The organism is Mucilaginibacter sp. P4_A11 (assembly GCF_056402535.1).
In genome coordinates, this window is sequence record NZ_JBFUHE010000024.1 from 63,130 (window position 1) to 81,746 (window position 18,617).

Here is an 18,617-nt window from a genome sequence, read left to right on the forward strand (position 1 = left end):
AAAAATAGCCATAAATTAAATGCTTAATACATCAATTTATGGCTATCGACTATGGTCTATTGACCATGGACTTTATTACAAGTGGATACACTCGCCGTAAGCTTCGGCAGCGGCTTCCATTACAGCTTCGCTCATGGTTGGGTGAGGGTGTACCGATTTGATGATCTCGTGACCGGTAGCTTCCAGCTTGCGGGCGGTAACAACTTCGGCAATCATTTCGGTAACGTTGTAGCCAAGCATGTGAGCGCCTAAAAACTCGCCGTATTTGGCATCAAATATCACTTTTACAAAGCCATCTTTAGCACCGGCAGCACTTGCTTTACCCGATGCAGAGAAAGGGAATTTACCCACTTTAACTTCATAACCGGCTTCTTTAGCTGCTTTTTCGGTATAACCAACCGAAGCAACTTCAGGTGAGCAATAAGTACAGCCCGGGATATTGTTATAATCAAGCGGGTGAGGGTTCTGACCTGCAATTTTTTCAACGCAGATAATACCTTCGGCAGATGCTACGTGAGCAAGGGCCTGGCCTTTAACAATATCGCCTATGGCATAAACGCCTTCAACGTTAGTACGATAAAAATCATCAACCAATACTTTACCACGTTCGGTTTTAACGCCGTTTTCTTCAAGACCGATGCCTTCAAGATTAGTAGCAATACCTACTGCAGAAAGAACGATCTCGGCTTCAAGTATTTCAGTTCCGGTAGCTGTTTTTACAGTTACCTTACATAAGTCGCCGCTGGTATCAACCGACTCAACATTTGAGCTGGTCATGATATTGATGCCTTGTTTTTTAAGGATGCGGTTTAAGCCTTTTGAAACATCCTCATCCTCTAACGGAACAATATTATCTAAAAACTCAACTACGGTAACTTTTGTACCAATTGAGTTATAAAAATAAGCAAACTCAATACCGATAGCGCCCGAACCAACTACAACCAGTGATTTAGGCTGTTGCGGCAATACCATGGCCTGGCGGTAACCGATAACCTTTTTACCATCCTGTTTAAGGTTAGGTAGCTCGCGTGAGCGGCCGCCTGTGGCTAATATAATGTGTTTTGCGCTGTAGGTTTTAGCTGAACCGTCGGCTGCTTTAACTTCAACAGCACCTTTGCTTTTTAATTTACCAAAGCCAACAAGCACATCTATCTTGTTTTTCTTCATTAAAAACTGAACGCCTTTGCTCATGCCATCGGCAACGTTGCGGCTTCTTTTAACCACAGCGGCAAAATCAACTTCGCCGGCGCCGTTAATTTTAATACCGTAATCGGCACTGTGGTTAAGGTATTCAAAAACCTGGGCGCTTTTTAACAAAGCCTTGGTTGGGATACAACCCCAGTTAAGACAGATACCGCCTAATGATTCTTTTTCGACAATGGCGGTTTTTAAACCAAGCTGGGAAGCGCGGATTGCTGCTACGTAGCCACCCGGACCAGACCCAATAACAATTACATCGTAATCCATATTATTATTGATATACTTTAATTTCTTTTCAAAGGTAATTAAGCGGCGCGGGTTTTTATGCTTCCCGCAGCTCCTTATTTTTTGAATGCCAAAGCTAAGTAAAAGGGCTGAAACCAAAAAATGTACAGATAGTATATATGCTTTGCGAGTGGTTATTTATATCTGCCCTGTGTCATAAAACTACAGATGTTGTTTTAACCGTTGAACCAGATATGATTTAAACTATATTATTTGTAATATTTTCATTGCTTTTGGCCATAAATTTATGGTTTTTGTGTTTATGATGTAAAATGTTGATAAATATATAATAATTGTTAACGTTAACTTAACATTGGTAATTGCTCCATTAATTATCTTTGCGCCAATTAATTAAACGTATAATTAAAAAAGCAATTTATGAGGAAGCATTACCTTCTTTTATTACTGTTAATTGGCTTTTCGTTCTTCACTGGTAAGAACGTATTAGCTCAAGGCGTAACCACCGCCAGCATCAACGGTACCGTTACCGATGCTAAAGGTGCTATTCCTGGTGCAACTGTTACAATCACACATATTCCTACCGGTACTGTGTATTCAACTGTAACCCGTAATGACGGCCGTTATAACATCCCTAACTTAAGGGTAGGTGGCCCATACACTTTCAAAGTAACTTTTATTGGTTACGCAAACTATGTTCAGGAAGGTATTACCCTTTCAATTGGCCAGGATCAAAGGATCGCTGCCGTACTTAAGGATAACACCACTGCTTTAGGCGAGGTGAAAATTGTAGGTACGCAAGGTAAAGTGATCAACTCATCACGTACCGGCGCCCGCGAAACTATCAGCCGCCAGCAAATTGAAAACCTGCCAACTATTGCACGTTCATTAACTGATTTTACCAAATTAACGCCTTCTGCTAATGGTTTAGCTTTTGGTGGCCGTAGCAGTGCATTTAACAATATTACTGTTGACGGTGCTTTGTTCAATAACTCATTTGGTTTATCRGGTACTTTAGGTGGTCAAACAAGCTCACAGCCAATTTCATTAGATGCGATTGACCAGATCCAGGTTGATATTGCTCCTTATGACGTTCGCCAGGGTAACTTTACCGGTGCCGGCGTAAATACAGTAGTAAAATCAGGTACTAACGAGGTTAAAGGTACTGCTTACTATTTTGCCCGCGGTTCAAAGCTGCAAGGATATCACGTAGGCCCAACTAATCTTAACGTAACTGATGTAAATTACCACACAGATGGTGTTGCAGTAGGCGGCCCGATCATTAAAAACAAATTGTTCTTATTTGTATCAGGTGAGCAGGAAAGAATCACTCAACCACCATCAGCAGTGTATCAGGCTGCAAAAGATGGCCGTAGCGGTGCTAACGTATCACAAGTACAAGCATCTACACTTGACGCTATCAAACAAAAACTTGCAAGCTTTGGTTATGACCCTGGTGTTTACGAAGGCTACAACTATCGTACATCAAGCAATAAATTAACTGCAAAACTTGACTGGAATATTGATAAAAACAATACTTTAAGTGCTAAGTATTTTTATTTAAAATCATTTAAAGATCAGCCGGCAAGTAACTCAGGTATCACAAACGGTGGTGTTGGTTATGGTACTACACGTGCTCCTGGTTTAGCTACCCTGCCATTTTATGGCTCTGGTTATACCATCAACAACAACTTTAACATCGGCATCATTGAGTTAGACACCCGTATAAGCAATAAAGTTTCAAACAAACTTACTGTTGGCTATTCTGCTTTAAGAGATTTCCGTAACTTCCTTGGTAGCTCAACTATACCTATGGTTGATATCGGCAACGGTGTAAGTGACGCAAGTGGTAATGTGGTAACTGCTGCCAGTGCAACAGCAACCAGCTTTGGTTCTGAGCTGTATACAGCAGGTAACTTACTGAGCACAAATATCTGGCAGTTCTCTGACGACTTGACTATCTTTTCTGGTAAACACGAGTTTACAATTGGTACAAGCAACCAGATTCAAAGCTATACCAATGGTTTTGCTCCTGATTATAATGGTTTATATACTTATAACTCAGCTTCAGACTTTATAAATGGCCTGCCGGCTCAAGCTTATACTTTACGTTATTCAGCAGTTGGTACTGATTTTCCTTTTGCCAAAATAAAAGCTTCAATCTACAGCGTTTATGTGCAGGATAAATTCCACGTAACTGATAACTTCAGGTTAACTTACGGCTTAAGGGCTGATTATGATGTATTCCCTACTACATTGGCTTCCAACTCAAATGCTGCCGCTTTAACTTTCCAGGGAGGTACTCATGTTGACGTTTCTAAATTGCCAAAAAACAGGGTTCAATTATCACCCCGTGTTGGCTTTAACTGGGATGTTAATGGCGATGGTTCTACCCAGGTACGCGGCGGATCTGGTTTATTCACCGGTTCTGTACCATTTGTTTGGATCTCAAACCAGGCGTCAAATAACGGTTTGTTATTTGGTTCATATACCATTACCAAAGCAAATGCTACTGCTGCTAACGCCGGTCAGTTAGTATTTGATCCAAATGTTAACAAAAACAGGCCTACAAATGGTGTAGCTGCTACTTCATACGAATTAGATGTTGCCGATCCAAACTTAAAATATCCTAAAATCTGGAGAACAAATATCGCTATCGACCAAAAATTACCATTCGGTGTTGTTGGTACTATCGAAGGTGCTTATACCAAAGATATCCGCGCTATCTATCACCAGAACTTAGTATTGTCTGATGGCTATACAACACTTCCGGGCGTTGAAGGTCAAATTCAGTACGATTCTAAAAACATCACTCCTGCGGCGGGTGCAGTAAATGCTCAAAATCCGTCAATTACTGGTTTATATTATATGAAAAATACCAATAAAGGCTTTTCATACTTTATTACCGGTCAATTACAAAAAAGCTTTACCAATGGTTTTGCTGCCAGCGTAGCTTATACTTATACCAAATCAAAAGATGTTAATGACGGTGGTTCAACTGCCGCTACCATCTGGAACACCAGGTATGTAGCAGGTAACCCTAACGCAGACAACCTTTCAAATAGCTCATATGTTCAGCCAAACCGTATCATTGCAACTGTATCATACCGTAAGCAGTATGCTAAAAACGTTGCAAGCACCATCGGTTTAGTTTTTGAGGCTTCTAACAACGGTGCTATCTCTTACATCACTTCAGGCGACCCTAATAATGATGGTGGTACCAATGATTTGATGTACATCCCTAAAAACCAGGGCGATATTCAGTTGGTTAGAGCATCAAATGCTTCAAACGGTACTCAGGATACACGTACACCAGCTCAAATCTGGACTCAGTTAAATAACTTCATTAACCAGGATTCATACCTGAGCGCACACAGAGGTCAGTTTGCTGAAAGAAACGGGACTATATTGCCTACTTACAAAAGGTTAGACTTACACTTTGCTCAGGATTTCTTTATCAAAACAGGTAAAGTTAAAAACACGTTAGAATTTACTTTCGACGTGATCAACTTCACCAACCTGCTTAACCGTAACTGGGGCTTATACCAAACTTCATATAACGGCTTTAATAGCGGAGCTACTACAGTGTTGACTTACATGGGTAAAGATGCTGGTACCGGCAGGGCAACTTATTCTTTCCCTTATCTTGATCCTAACACTTCAACACCTGTTACCAGCTCATTTAAGCAGGATATCAGCCAGTTGTCGCGTTTCCAGGCTCAGATTGGTGTTAGATACATTTTTAACTAAGTTATTGTTGATTTAAAGAAAGTAGCATTATGAAATTTAATAAAAATATAATTATTGCATCTCTTGGGCTTTTTTCAGGCGTATTTTTAGAAGCTTGTAAAGATAACAAGGTTACCCCGCTGCCAACTCCGGTAGCAACCACAGGTGTGGTTACCACACTTGCCGGCAATGGCTCGTTCGGTTCTACAAACGGGAAACCGACCGATGCATCATTCAATTATCCCAATGGCCTGACTATTGATGGTTCAGGCAATATATTAGTAGCTGATAAAGGTAACAACCAGATTCGTAAAATTACCACAGCAGGCGTTGTAAGCCTGGTATCAGGTACATTACTTTCAGGTAGCGCAAACGCTACCAAAATTGGTGATGTTGCCTCTTATAACGGCCCCACAGGTGTTGCAGTTGATGCTTTAGGCAACATTTTAGTAGCTGATTTTGGAAATCATACCATCAGAAAAATTGCAACAACAGGTGCGGTTTCTGTATTGGCAGGTGTAAGCGGAAACTCAGGCAATAACAACGCTGTGATCCCGGCTACAGCTACAGCTAATGCCATTAACCCAAGGTTCAATAACCCGGCAGGCCTGGCAATTGACGTTACTGGTAATGTGTACGTTGCAGATTATGGTAACAACCTGATCCGTAAAATTGCAACTGACGGAACAATATCAACTGTTGCAGGTAAATCAGTTGGAAATGTTGACGGTGTTGGTACTGCCGCATCATTAAACGGTCCCCGTGCTATAGCTATTGATGCTGCAGGTAATTTATTTGTAGCAGATGCAAATAACCACACTATCCGTAAAATTGACTTAACAGGTAACGTAACTACATTTGCAGGCACCGGAAAAGCTGGTAATGCAGATGGTTCAGGTAAAGCAGCTTCATTCAGCCACCCAAGCGGTATCACTATCGATAACAATGGTAACCTGTTTGTTGCTGATGCCGGTAACAACCTGGTACGTAAAATTACTCCGGCAGGTGTTGTGACATCTGTAGCCGGTAGCGGTTATTACAACTTAACTACTCCCTTTAATGGCCCATCAGCAGTAGTTGCGGATAACGCAGGTAGTGTTTATGTAGCTAATACCCTTGGTAACCTGATTCAGGTAATTAAGTAATTGAGGATATAGTATTTCAAAGCCCCGGTCAGTTTGGCCGGGGCTTTTTTGTTGTAGAATATTTTTCGATGAATAAAAGGCTATGAAACAAGAAAGGCGCTTAAGTTAACCCTAAGCGCCTTTTGATATATAAAAAACTATTTTTATTCGTATTCAAACACCCCGAATTCCGAAGTTACTGTTACCTTTTTAGTATCTGCTTTTTCAACCCTGCCTATGATCTGCGCATCTACGCCAAAGCTTTTTGAAATCTTGATCAGTTCGGCGGCAATGGCTTCAGGTACATAAAGCTCCATGCGGTGACCCATATTAAATACTTTGTACATTTCCTGCCAGCTGGTTTTTGATTCCTCGTGAATTAGCTTAAACAGCGGAGGTACCGGGAACAGGTTGTCTTTTATAATATGAAGCCCTTCCACAAAGTGTAATACTTTGGTTTGTGCACCGCCGCTGCAATGTACCATACCGTGTACCTGGCTGCGGTAACCATCTAAAATTTGTTTGATGATTGGGGCATAGGTGCGGGTAGCGCTTAAAACAAGCTTGCCGGCAGTTACGGTTTCATTATTGCCGATATCTATAAGGTCGGTAAGGTTTTTGCTTCCCGAAAAGATCAGGTCATAGGGAATAGCCGCGTCGTAGCTTTCAGGGAATTTATCGGCGATTGTTTTATTAAACACATCATGACGGGCTGATGTAAGACCGTTTGAGCCCATGCCGCCATTGTATTCTTTTTCGTAGGTAGCCTGGCCGTATGAAGCAAGGCCCACAATTACATCGCCGGGTTCAATGCGGTGGTTTGATATTACATCGTCACGTTTCATGCGGCAGGTAACTGTCGAATCAACAATGATAGTGCGTACCAAATCGCCCACATCGGCAGTTTCGCCGCCTGTTGAGTAGATGCCTATACCGGCCTCGCGCAGCTCGGCTAAAATCTCTTCGGTGCCGTTAATGATAGCTGCTATAACTTCGCCGGGAATAAGGTTCTTGTTACGGCCAATGGTTGATGATAGCAGGATGTTATCAGTTGCGCCAACACAAAGCAGGTCATCCAGGTTCATAATGATAGCATCCTGGGCTATGCCGCGCCATACAGAAATATCGCCGGTTTCTTTCCAGTAAGTATAAGCGAGGGATGATTTGGTGCCCGCGCCATCGGCATGCATGATATTACAGTATTCCGGATCGTTGGTTAATATATCGGGTACTATTTTGCAAAATGCTTTAGGGAAAATGCCTTTGTCAATATTTTTTATGGCATTATGAACGTCATCTTTGGAGGCTGATACGCCACGCTGATCATATCTTTGCGAAGAAATCATGGGCAAATATAAGGCAATTAGGCTTAATTTTATAAACCAATAACATGTCATTGCGTGGAACGAAGCAATCGCACGTTATACAGTGCAGCCATTTCCAGCTCTTTGAAGCCTCTGACTTTGGACAGCAGGTTTTTTATACCACTATCTGATCTACCCAATATAGGTAACCCAAAATTCCGTTACTTTGCAAATGCAGACTAATATACTTAGTTTGCATTTGCCCGATCTGTGAAAACAATTCGCGCCGATAAGTCTTCATCAGCCGGATTTAGTATGTACTGCTTATGTTAAAAACACTTTCCTACAAAATAAACCGTTGGCGCCTGAAGCGTAACAGTCAGCGTAACTTTTTAATTTATTGCAGTGTTTTTGTTGGTTTTGCCGGGGGATTAGCCGCCGTAGCACTCAAATTTCTGGTGCATTTGATGGAAGAGCTGAGCCGTAATATATCATCGCACCTGTATTATCACATTGCCTATGTGTTTTTGCCGGCGCTGGGCATTTTGCTTACTGTGGTTTACCAGCACTTAATAAACCGCGACAAAATTGAAAAGGGGATAGGCAATATTCTTGTCAATATAAAAAAGAACCGCTCCAATATTAAGGTCAATAACATTTACTCGCACCTCGTCACAAGTTCTTTAACTATAGGTTTCGGCGGCTCAGCAGGGTTGGAGGCCCCTATTGTTTGTACAGGTACGGCAATAGGCTCAAACCTTGGCAAGTTTTTTAAACTTACCCCGTATGAAAAAACTGTGCTGCTGGCAGCGGGAGCATCGGCAGGGATAGCGGCAGTGTTTAACAGTCCGATAGCCGGCGTACTTTTTTCGCTGGAGATTTTGATAGGGGAGATCACTATTCCAACATTTATCCCCTTATTAATAGCCTCGGCTACTGGTGTTGTGGTTTCAAAGGCATTATACTCGGGTCAGTTGTTTCACCTGGTTACAGAGGGTTGGGTAATGAACGCTTTGCCTTTTTATGTACTGCTTGGCATATTAAGCGGCTGGATAGCTATCTACATAGCCAAAGTAGGTGGTAAGCTTGAAAGCGGCATATTCAAAAAGCAAAACCGTTATGTGCGGGCAATTAGCGGTGGTGTAATATTAGGATTGATCATCGCTGTGTTCCCTCAGTTATTTGGCGAAGGATATCATTATCTCACGGAGATCCTAAACGGTAATATCAATGTATTAAAAGAAGAAAGTTTTTTTGCCGACTGGCTTTCGGAACCGCTTGTGATGCTTTTATTTATAGGGGCATTGGTATTTTCGAAGATCATTGCCGCTGGTATTACAATTGGTGCCGGTGGAAATGGCGGTACATTTGCACCTACGGTGTTTACCGGTGCTTTCCTGGGGCTCTTTGTGGCCTACGGCGTTAACCAAACCGGGCTTATACATTTAAATACAGTTAATTTTATTGCCGTGGGTATGGCGGGTGCCCTGGCGGGCGTATTGCATGCGCCGCTAACGGCTATATTCCTGATAGCGGAAATTACCGGCGGTTATGTGTTATTTATTCCGCTCATGATCGTATCGGCTATATCTTATATTATATCGCGCTATTCATCTCCCCACAACATGTACTGGAGCCATCTGATCCACGAAAAGGATATCCATCCTGGGCAGGATTACGGGATGCTTAACAGTATTGCGCTTGATAGCATCATTAACCGTAAATATACCGCTGTTGATAAGTTGATGACAGTGAATGACTTTTATAAAGTACTGGCCAAAACCGATGCCAATATTTTCCCGGTACTTAAGGAAGATGGCCGGTTAGAAGGGGTGGTGTTGATAGACGACATCCGCCGCCGTTTGTTTAACAGTGAAATTGCCGATAGCCTCATTGCTGATATTATGTCCGTGCCGCCAACGATAATTGATTATGAGCAACCGGCCAGCAGCGTAATGGAAACATTTGATGCTATTGATGTTTGGCAATTGCCTGTAACAAAAGAGGAGATCTTTATTGGTTTTATATCTAAATCGGCACTGTTAAGTAAATACCGTGAGGTAATTATTGAACAGCATAAGGCGAGTGATTTGTTTGCATAAGCACTAATTTTACAAATTCAATCGAATTTCACGAATCATGTCCTTTTGGGGCAAATGACAAAAAAGGCCTGTCAGTCTGAGCCTGTCGAAGACTCGTGCGCAGAGGCCTGTCCGCCATACTTCGACAAGCTCAGTATGACACCCGTTTTAACTTGTCATGCTGAGGAACGAAGCATCTTCTTTACCCTGTATAGCGGCTTTGCTATCGAAGAAGATCCTTCGCTATCGCTCAGGATGACAAATAGTTATAAAATAATATCATTTTACCTTCAGAGTTCGCCGGATTTCAAAACTTGCACAGGCATGGTAAAAAAAATGCCACTAACTGTAAAATTAGTGGCATTCGATTTAATTCGTAAAATTCGTGCTTATTTAATAAATAACAGTTCCCTGAATTTAGGTAGCGGCCATAAGCTGTCATCAACCAACTGCTCCAGTTTATCAACATGGTAGCGGATAGGCTGGAAGAATGATTTTACTTTTTCATCATAATCAATGGCGCGCTGGCGGATATCCTCAATAACGTTGGCTTTTTTGCGCTCGTTAACCATTTGCTCGGTATTGGTTTTAATGAAGTTCACATGCTCCGAGATCCTGTTGATGATATCAAGCTGTGATGTATAAGTTGATTTATCCAGACCGATGTCTTTTAAGCCTTTAACGTTCTCGATCAGCTTGCTTTGATAAGTAATTGCCGAAGGGATGATCACGTTCATTACCAGTTCGCCAATTACACGGGCTTCTATCTGTAGCTTTTTGTAGAAGGCATCCAGCAAAATCTCGTGACGGGCATGAGCTTCACGAACAGTGAATACACCGGTTTCGGCAAAAAGGTGTTCTGATTTATCGCTCAGGAAAGCATCCAGTGCTTTTGGCGTGGTTTTGATGTTTGGCAAACCGCGGATAGCCGCTTCTTTTTCCCACTCGTCACTATATCCATTACCCTCAAAGCGGATGTTTTTTGATTCTTTGATATACTTCTTGATCACCATTAACAAAGCAAGGTCCTTTTTTTCGCCTTTTTTCATCAGTTTATCTACATCATACTTGAATTTTTTAAGCTGATCGGCAACGATGAGGTTAAGGATGGTCATCGGGCTGGCTGAATTGGCCGACGAACCTACTGCGCGCAGCTCAAATTTGTTACCGGTGAAGGCGAAAGGTGAGGTGCGGTTACGGTCGGTATTATCAGGCAGGATTTGCGGGATCTTAGGGATGCCCTGCCATAGCAGGTTTTCTTCTTTGATTTTTTTGCTGATACGGGATGTTTCTATCTCATCAAGCACATCACTAAGCTGGCTGCCCAGGAATATAGATATAATAGCCGGAGGGGCTTCGTTAGCACCCAGGCGGTGATCATTATTAACTGATGCTATCGATGCCCTTAACAGATCGGCATGTTCATGAACCGCTTTTATGGTATTCACAAAAAAGGTAAGGAACATGAGGTTGTTTTTAGGCGTTTTGCCCGGCGATAAAAGGTTTTTGCCCGTATTGGTTATCAGCGACCAGTTATTGTGCTTGCCCGAGCCATTGATGCCTGCATAAGGCTTTTCATGCAGCAGTACCTTAAAGTTATGGCGCCTGGCAACACGGTCCATTAAATCCATCAACAGTTGGTTATGGTCGATGGCCAAGTTGATCTCTTCATATATAGGTGCGCACTCAAACTGCGATGGTGCAACTTCGTTGTGGCGGGTTTTAAGCGGGATACCTAATTGCAGCGCTTCGGCTTCCATATCCTGCATGTAAGCATACACACGCTCAGGTATCGAACCAAAATAATGATCTTCAAGTTGCTGGTTTTTTGCAGATATGTGACCGAATAAGGTGCGGCCTGTCAAATAAAGGTCAGGACGTGCGTTAAATAAGGCTATATCAACCAAAAAGTATTCCTGCTCAATGCCTAATGAGGCGTTTACTTTTTCAATGCCTTTATCAAAATAGTGGCAAACATCAACAGCTGCTTTGTCAAGCACGTTCAACGCCTTTAATAAAGGTACTTTATAATCAAGTGCTTCGCCGGTGTATGATACAAATACTGTTGGGATACATAAGGTACGCGCCATTAAAAAGGCAGGCGAAGAAGGGTCCCAGGCGGTATAGCCGCGGGCTTCAAAAGTATTGCGGATGCCGCCGCTCGGGAAGCTTGAGGCATCAGGCTCCTGCTGGGCAAGGGCATCGCCCGAAAAACGTTCTATAGCACCACCATCGGCAGTTGGTTCAAAAAAGGCGTCATGCTTTTCGGCAGTGGTGCCCGTAAGCGRCTGAAACCAGTGTGTATAATGAGTGGCACCTTTGCCCAAAGCCCAGGCCTTCATAGCCGAAGCTATCTGTTCGGCCAGGTCGCGGGGAATTGGTTCTCCTTTTTCAATTGAATTTACTATTCCCTGGTAGGCCTCCGATGAAAGGTATTCCTTCATCTTCTTTTTATCAAAAACATTTGAACCGAAGTAATCGGAAATTTTTGGCGAAGGCGGTTTTACTTCAGGGATAGTTCTTGAAAGTACATCCTGTAAGGCTTTAAAACGAATATTGGACATATTTTATGAGGTTTAAATAAAGGTTAGGGTTCAAAATTATAACTATCCTTTAAAATATGGGGCAAAATTAAGTGAAATATAACATACCACCTAATGATTAAAAGACAGACTGAATTCAAAGTAAAACCTGAATTTTTTTAAAATTTTTGCTCGAAATGAATAAAACTCTGTTTTTTAACGCTTTTATCTTGTTTTTTTAGTTTAAATCGACATAAATTGAATTTTAAACTGTAAAAAATAGGTTTTTGTAAATTTTTTAATGATGAAAATGAATTTATATTGAAATTATCATTTTTAAATAATCAAAAAATGGCATTATTGAAGCTGTGTTTTTGCGATTTTCGTAATTTTTTGATTTTTTACCATTAATTTATCATTAATAATTTGTTATTGTTAAAAATACTACCTAATTTCAGAAAATAATTTACGAAAACCCACCAATTATTATGCTTTTTATAAAAAATTTAAAAAGTTTATAGGCGAAATGAAAGATTTGGATAAAAAAGGTGTTTCGTAACTGAGAATAGCAATCAAACTAAATTTAATACAACAATCAAACTAATTAATTTTTAAAAAACAATCAAACTAAATTAAACGATGAAAGTAGGTTCTACAAAACACAACTTCCTAAGTTCAGTCCGACAGCTGACACGTGAAAAATGGGCGCTGGGAGCAACCATTTTTACAGGGAAAATGATTGGCTTATTGCTGGTGTTTGCCGCAATGATGGTTTTACCAGGTGTATTTGGCACAAAAGCTAACGCTGCCGAAACGTACACCGCCCATGAAACAGCGTTAATTAACACGGTTAATACTGTTTGGACACTGGTTGCAGCCTTTTTAGTATTTGGGATGCAGGCAGGTTTCGTTATGCTCGAAGCTGGTTTTGCCCGGAAGCGTGAAACTGTGAACGTGCTGATGGAATGTATTTTTGATACTTGTCTTTGTGGTTTACTATTTTACGCCATAGGTTATGCCTTTATGTTCGGCAACGGTAACGGCTTTATTGGCTGGGGTGCTGATGGTAAAAACTGGTTCTTCCTTCAAAATACTCCTGAAACTTATGGTTCAACCGGTATCCCGGTATTGGCTCACTGGATATTCCAGTATGCTTTTGCTGATACCTGCTCAACCATTGTGTCAGGTGCTATGATCGGTCGTACCAGCTTCCGTGGCGATATCCTTTACAGTATCGGTATTACAGGCTTTATCTATCCTATCATTGGTCACTGGGCATGGGGTCCGGATGGTTTCCTTGCTACAATGGGAACTTCAGGTTTCTTTAAATCAATAAGCACTCAGCCTTTCCGTGATTTTGCCGGTTCAACGGTAGTTCACACTATTGGTGGTGTTGCTTCGCTGGCCGGTGCAATGGTGTTAGGCCCGCGTTTGGGTCGCATATTTGCCCGCGATGATAAAGAAAAAGGCGGTTTACCTGCAGGTCATAACTTATTGGTTGCTGCCGTAGGTGGTTTTTTACTTTGGTTTGGTTGGTATGGTTTTAACCCTGGTTCAACATTATCTGCAATGGATATGCAGGGTATTGGCCGTGTTGCTGCCAACACTACGCTTGCTGCTTGTGCCGGTGGTTTCACTGCCATGCTTGCTGCTTTGTGGTTTGGCCCAACAAAAGGCAAATTTGATTTAGCCTTTACTATTAATGGTTTCCTTGCTGGTTTAGTTGCCATTACTTGTCCTTGTTACTGGGTTAGCCCGTTCGGCGCTATTCTGTTAGGTGGTATTTCTGGTTTCATCATCTTCGGTGGTGTGTATCTGATCGAGTGGTTCCGTATCGACGATCCGGTTGGTGCAGTATCTGTACACGGCTTTAACGGTATCTGGGGTACTTTATCATTAGGTTTATTTGCTTCAGGTCAGTATGGTGCTACAGGCCCAACTGGTGCCGATAACTCTGCTCCGGTAACAGGCCTATTTTACGGTGGTGGTTTTGATGTATTGAAAGCGCAGCTGATAGGTAGTCTTACTATTACCCTTGCCGTATTTGTAGTAAGCTTCGCGATGATGTTTGTGATCAACAAATTAGGTCATCCATGGAAATTACGTATCGAAGAGCATGGTGAAACAGGTGCAGGTGGTATCGACGTGTTCGATCACGGTATCGAAGTTTACCCTGTTCAGGATGATGAGATTAGCTTAAGCGGCCTTTTTGATAAAGGTGCTAAAGTTCCTTCAGAAGCCTGATAGTAAAAGCTTGACAGCTTAAATAAAGATATTGATGCCTTGTGCGGTTGGAGAGTGGTAGTACTAAATCAATAGTATCAAGTTTAAAGTCAAAAGCTCATTTTTTGACTTTAAACTAAAGGCTAATGACTTAAGACTAAACAGCATTTCATGTTGAAACAGCGATAGTTGTTTAAATGGACGTTGCCGTTGCCAATCGTACAGGGATTTTTTATGCCGACACATAAATGGTCCTGTAAGTTGCAAGGCGTTGATAATCAAATAATAACAGTGTGTCTTCCCAAAAAAACAACAATTAACAAATAGTTTATCAATTCACAATTAAATCGTTATCATGAAAAAAGTATTTTTACTCTTCTCATTTTTTTCAATTGCGGCCTTTACGGTTAAGGCCCAGGACACGGTTAAAACCACTTCTGATGCCCCCCTGGTTATCTATGGTTCGGTAGATACCTATTATAAATATGATTTTTCTGATAAGGGGTCACAGATCCCTACCAGCTTTGCAAGTGATCATAACTCGGTATCAATTGGTATGATTGACCTGGGCTTAAAGAAAAAAGTAGGTAAAGCCGCTTTTGTTGGCGAGCTTTCATTTGGTCCGCGTGGTCAAAGCCAGTCTATCCCTAATGGACCCGACGGAGATTCATTTCACATTCAGAACTTGTACGTGTCGTATGATCTTACCGATAAATTAAACGTTACCGGCGGTTATATGGCTACATTTATTGGTTATGAGGTTATTAGCCCGGTAGGCAATTTTAACTACTCAACTTCGTACCTGTTCACTAATGGTCCGTTCCAAAATCCTGGTGTTAAATTAACTTATGCATTTAGCGATAAGGTGAGTTTGATGGCTGGTATATTTAATGATACCTGGAATTATTATACCGCGGCTAAAAAAGTTAATACTTTCGGCTCGCAATTATTTATATCTCCGGTAAAAGGATGGACTGCCTACATTAACGTTGCTACCGGAAGTACATCAGGTACTGAGGTTGATTTAACAACCGCATATCAAATTACCGATGCATTTAAATTGGGCTTAAACGGTGCTACTTACTCGGCTCCGCATGATGGAGGCGGCTTTAGCGGTGTGGCTTTATATCCACAGTTGGCAGTGTCAAAAACAGTTACCCTGGGTTTAAGGGGTGAGTATTTTAAAACTAAAAAAGGTGAGTTAGAAACTTTTGGCCCTCCTCCGGGCGAAAATGTTAAAGCATTTACCTTTACAGCTGCCATTAAATCAGGTCCGCTGACTTTGATCCCTGAAATCAGGTTGGATCACGGCTCGTCAACGTCATTTATCAATCACTCAGGCGATCCTTCAAAATCTGCCGGTCAGTTTGTTTTAGCTGCTGTGTACGCGTTCTAAAAAAAATACTTTCAACTCTATTTTTATCGCGAGCCGTTCCGGGTTTATCCGGAACGGCTTTTATATTTGTTGCATGAAAAAGATACTATTAGGCATTGTCGGTCTCCTTTTTTCATCAGGCGCGTTTGCGCAAAAGGATTCTTTGGCTTTTGATGAGAACAACAAATACATTTATTATAAAACGGTAGAACAGCCAGGCTTTATTGCCGATACTCTTTATAATAGAGGGTTGTATTTTGTAACCAAAGCTTATCCCGCAAAGGTGCTTAAGCTTGCAAAGGCTGATAGGGGTGCTAATGCGCTTACAGGTACGGGTGTTTTTATGATCAGTAAAAAGGGGCTGATGGGTAATAGCGAAGGCGGTGAATTAGCTTATACCCTCAAGGTAGAGGTAAAGGACGGTAAATATCGTTATTGGTTAACCGATTTTGTATATCAGCCCTATCAGCGTAATCGTTATGGCAATGCCGAACTTATGCACGGTAAGGATATTGCCCTGGAAAAAGCCTCTGAAAAATTATCGAAGGTGGATTTTAATACCTGTATAAACCAGGTAATTGTTAACAGTAAGCATGTTGGAGAAAACTTAAAGGCCTATATGCTAAAAGCCTCTTCGCTTGAGAAAAGGCATGAAGTTAAAAAGCCGAACAGGATATCTACTAAGGAGTGGTAGGTTTTTATTAAGGGTTTGCCTTATTTGTTTGTAGTAAACAGGTATCCACTTAAAAATAGTACAAGACAAATAAAAAACGCCGCATCTGAAAGTGCGGCGTTTAATTTTTTGTTGTTAATTGTTTGGTTTGATCAGTTTAGAACAATAGGGGTATTATAATTCTTCGTCATGTTGGCTGATGTCAAGGCCTGCAAGCTCTTGTTCAGGTGTTACACGTAGTGTGCTGATCATGTCAGTAACCTTTAATAAGATGAATGAGCCGAAGAAAGCAAAGGCAGATACGCCAACAAGCGTAATTAAATGAACGATGAAAAGGTGTGTTTCGCCGTAAAATAAACCGTTGCCGGTTGTATTGGCTGCATTAACATTCTGGTGTGCAAATACACCGGTTAATAACATACCAACCATGCCGCCTACGCCATGGCAAGGGAATACGTCAAGTGTGTCGTCGATATTGGTTTTGCTTCTCCAGATCACAACCAGGTTACTTACCACAGCTGCAACTATACCGATAATTAATGAATGGGGGATGGTTACAAAGCCCGCTGCCGGAGTGATTGCTACAAGGCCTACAACAGCGCCTATACAAGCGCCTAATACACTTGGCTTTTTACCGCGAAGAATATCGAAGAACATCCAGGCCATAGCTGCTGCAGCCGATGCGGTAGTAGTAGTTGCTAAAGCAGTTGCTGCCAAAGTGCCTGAACCTAAAGCCGAACCTGCGTTAAAGCCAAACCAGCCGAACCATAATAAGCCTGTGCCTAATAACACGTAACTGATACGGGCCGGGTTATGTGATGTTTCGTTACGGCCTTTTAAGTAAATAGCTGATGCTAAAGCTGCCCAGCCTGCGCTCATGTGTACCACAGTACCTCCGGCAAAGTCAAGTACACCTTTTCCGAAAAGGAAACCTTTTGGATGCCAGGTGGCGTGAGCTAATGGTGCGTATATGAATACCATAAATAAGCAAAGGAAAATAACGTATGAGTTAAAGCGGATCCTTTCGGCAAATGCGCCGGTAATAAGTGCCGGGGTGATAACCGCAAATTTTAACTGGAACATAGCAAATAATACCAGTGGGATGGTTGGGGCAAGTTCCCAGGTGGCATTGCCTAATGTGCCTTTCATCATAAAGAAAGTGCCGGGGTTGCCTATAAAGCCGCCAAGTTCATCTTCGCCAAAGGCAAGGCTAAAACCGAATATTACCCATATAACGGTAATTACACCCATACAAACAAAGCTTTGCAGCATGGTTGATAGTACGTTTTTTTTGCTCACCATACCGCCATAAAAAAATGCCAGGCCGGGTGTCATGATCAATACAAGGGCGGTACTTACTAATAGCCAGGCGGTATCGCCGGTGTCAATTTTACTGTCTTTAACGGTTGTAAGGGTAACTGAAGGGTATAAAAGGGCTAATACAATTACAATTAAAAGTATGCCAAAGGGTATGAATTTTTTCATGTTTCGGGTTTAAAGGGAGGAAAAAAATAGAGGTTTGAATAATACTGCCCGGTATCCAATCAAAAATACCGGACAGCATTAAAACTAAATTTTTTTAAAAAACAATAAATCCCTCATGCTTAATCAGGGCATGTGGGTTGAAGTTGTTTTTTTGCCTACCAAAAGTCGTGAAACGGAAAAAGGATGAGTTTGCGAAATTGAGAAAGTTTGCTTGTCCCGAATCCGCAAATAAAATCAAGATACTTAAATCTAATTGTGTAGCTGCCGGGCGTTGATACAAACGCCTGTAAAGAGTGCGCGCCCCTGTGTTGTTGAGCGTTAATAATTGGAGCAGGTACATTATTAAGTACAAACTCTAAATTAAATGGGTTATGATGCGGTATTGTGGCAGATACAGTGGTTTTTTTTGTGTTTTTGTGATAGTAATGGTATAATCCTCCCTTTGCGGATGCCTGATTGCCGCTAAAGAGTAAAAAAAATAAGGCGATAAGTTTATAAAGCCTGTTAACCATATCTAAAAGTAATAAAAAAATAAAATAATCGCACTTTTTTTTAAAATATTTTAAGTTTTTATTGATTTATGTATTAAAAATTGGTTTAAATGGCTGTTTTAATTAACGATTTTATTTAATTGGTAATAAAATAGATTGTTTATGAA

10 protein-coding genes are annotated in these 18,617 nt (G+C 41.4%); 6 read left to right on the forward strand and 4 right to left on the reverse strand.

The features are described from left to right. Nucleotides 1-75: 75 nt before the first annotated feature. Complete coding sequence (gene lpdA, locus AC1DUD_RS29560; RefSeq protein ID WP_477381282.1) at nt 76-1,467, reverse strand: dihydrolipoyl dehydrogenase; 1,392 nt, start codon at nt 1,465-1,467, stop codon at nt 76-78. A gap of 396 nt (nt 1,468-1,863) precedes the next feature. Between lpdA and AC1DUD_RS29565 the strand changes: the two genes are divergently transcribed. Next, a complete protein-coding gene (locus AC1DUD_RS29565) occupies nt 1,864-5,193 on the forward strand; it encodes a TonB-dependent receptor (protein WP_477381284.1) in 3,330 nt (1,109 codons plus the stop codon). 29 nt (nt 5,194-5,222) lie between these two features. Next, nucleotides 5,223-6,317, forward strand: coding sequence for an NHL repeat-containing protein (locus AC1DUD_RS29570; RefSeq protein WP_477381286.1), 1,095 nt, complete (start codon nt 5,223-5,225; stop codon nt 6,315-6,317). Between the two features lie 143 nt (nt 6,318-6,460). Here AC1DUD_RS29570 and AC1DUD_RS29575 read toward each other — a convergent pair whose 3' ends face one another. Next, the gene (locus tag AC1DUD_RS29575) at nt 6,461-7,642 is read right to left on the reverse strand and encodes an AIR synthase related protein (RefSeq protein ID WP_477381288.1); all 1,182 of its coding nucleotides are present in this window, start codon (nt 7,640-7,642) and stop codon (nt 6,461-6,463) included. A gap of 284 nt (nt 7,643-7,926) precedes the next feature. Here AC1DUD_RS29575 and AC1DUD_RS29580 point away from each other — a divergent pair, with 284 nt between their 5' ends. Further along, the gene (locus tag AC1DUD_RS29580; protein WP_477381290.1) at nt 7,927-9,702 is read left to right on the forward strand and encodes a chloride channel protein; all 1,776 of its coding nucleotides are present in this window, start codon (nt 7,927-7,929) and stop codon (nt 9,700-9,702) included. Nucleotides 9,703-10,070: 368 nt separating this feature from the next. On the opposite strand, the gene AC1DUD_RS29585 is transcribed toward AC1DUD_RS29580, so the two are convergent. Beyond that, entirely contained in the window at nt 10,071-12,245 is a 2,175-nt protein-coding gene (locus AC1DUD_RS29585) for a glutamine synthetase III family protein (protein WP_477381292.1), read from the reverse strand. 597 nt (nt 12,246-12,842) lie between these two features. On the opposite strand from AC1DUD_RS29585, the gene AC1DUD_RS29590 reads away from it, so the two are divergent. From AC1DUD_RS29590 to AC1DUD_RS29600, 3 genes are all read left to right on the forward strand, one after another. Further along, nucleotides 12,843-14,447 (forward strand): ammonium transporter, encoded by a 1,605-nt coding sequence (locus tag AC1DUD_RS29590; RefSeq protein WP_477381294.1) that lies wholly within the window; start codon nt 12,843-12,845, stop codon nt 14,445-14,447. A 334-nt stretch (nt 14,448-14,781) separates the two neighbouring features. Further along, nucleotides 14,782-15,822, forward strand: a complete 1,041-nt coding sequence (locus tag AC1DUD_RS29595; protein ID WP_477381296.1) for an outer membrane beta-barrel protein — start codon at nt 14,782-14,784, stop codon at nt 15,820-15,822. A 73-nt stretch (nt 15,823-15,895) separates the two neighbouring features. Further along, the gene (locus AC1DUD_RS29600; protein ID WP_477381298.1) at nt 15,896-16,495 is read left to right on the forward strand and encodes a DUF4468 domain-containing protein; all 600 of its coding nucleotides are present in this window, start codon (nt 15,896-15,898) and stop codon (nt 16,493-16,495) included. Nucleotides 16,496-16,648: 153 nt separating this feature from the next. Here the strand turns inward: AC1DUD_RS29600 and AC1DUD_RS29605 are convergent, their stop codons facing one another. Beyond that, complete coding sequence (locus AC1DUD_RS29605; protein ID WP_477381300.1) at nt 16,649-17,959, reverse strand: ammonium transporter; 1,311 nt, start codon at nt 17,957-17,959, stop codon at nt 16,649-16,651. Between the last annotated feature and the right edge of the window lie 658 nt (nt 17,960-18,617).

What these genes read in the sequence shown, in the direction of transcription:
- AC1DUD_RS29575 (WP_477381288.1), bottom strand. Translation starts at nt 7,642, where the DNA reads ATGATTTCTTCGCAAAGATATGATCAGCGTGGCGTATCAGCCTCCAAA.
- AC1DUD_RS29580 (WP_477381290.1), top strand. Translation starts at nt 7,927, where the DNA reads ATGTTAAAAACACTTTCCTACAAAATAAACCGTTGGCGCCTGAAGCGT.
- lpdA (WP_477381282.1), bottom strand. Translation starts at nt 1,467, where the DNA reads ATGGATTACGATGTAATTGTTATTGGGTCTGGTCCGGGTGGCTACGTA.
- AC1DUD_RS29590 (WP_477381294.1), top strand. Translation starts at nt 12,843, where the DNA reads ATGAAAGTAGGTTCTACAAAACACAACTTCCTAAGTTCAGTCCGACAG.
- AC1DUD_RS29605 (WP_477381300.1), bottom strand. Translation starts at nt 17,959, where the DNA reads ATGAAAAAATTCATACCCTTTGGCATACTTTTAATTGTAATTGTATTA.
- AC1DUD_RS29600 (WP_477381298.1), top strand. Translation starts at nt 15,896, where the DNA reads ATGAAAAAGATACTATTAGGCATTGTCGGTCTCCTTTTTTCATCAGGC.
- AC1DUD_RS29570 (WP_477381286.1), top strand. Translation starts at nt 5,223, where the DNA reads ATGAAATTTAATAAAAATATAATTATTGCATCTCTTGGGCTTTTTTCA.
- AC1DUD_RS29595 (WP_477381296.1), top strand. Translation starts at nt 14,782, where the DNA reads ATGAAAAAAGTATTTTTACTCTTCTCATTTTTTTCAATTGCGGCCTTT.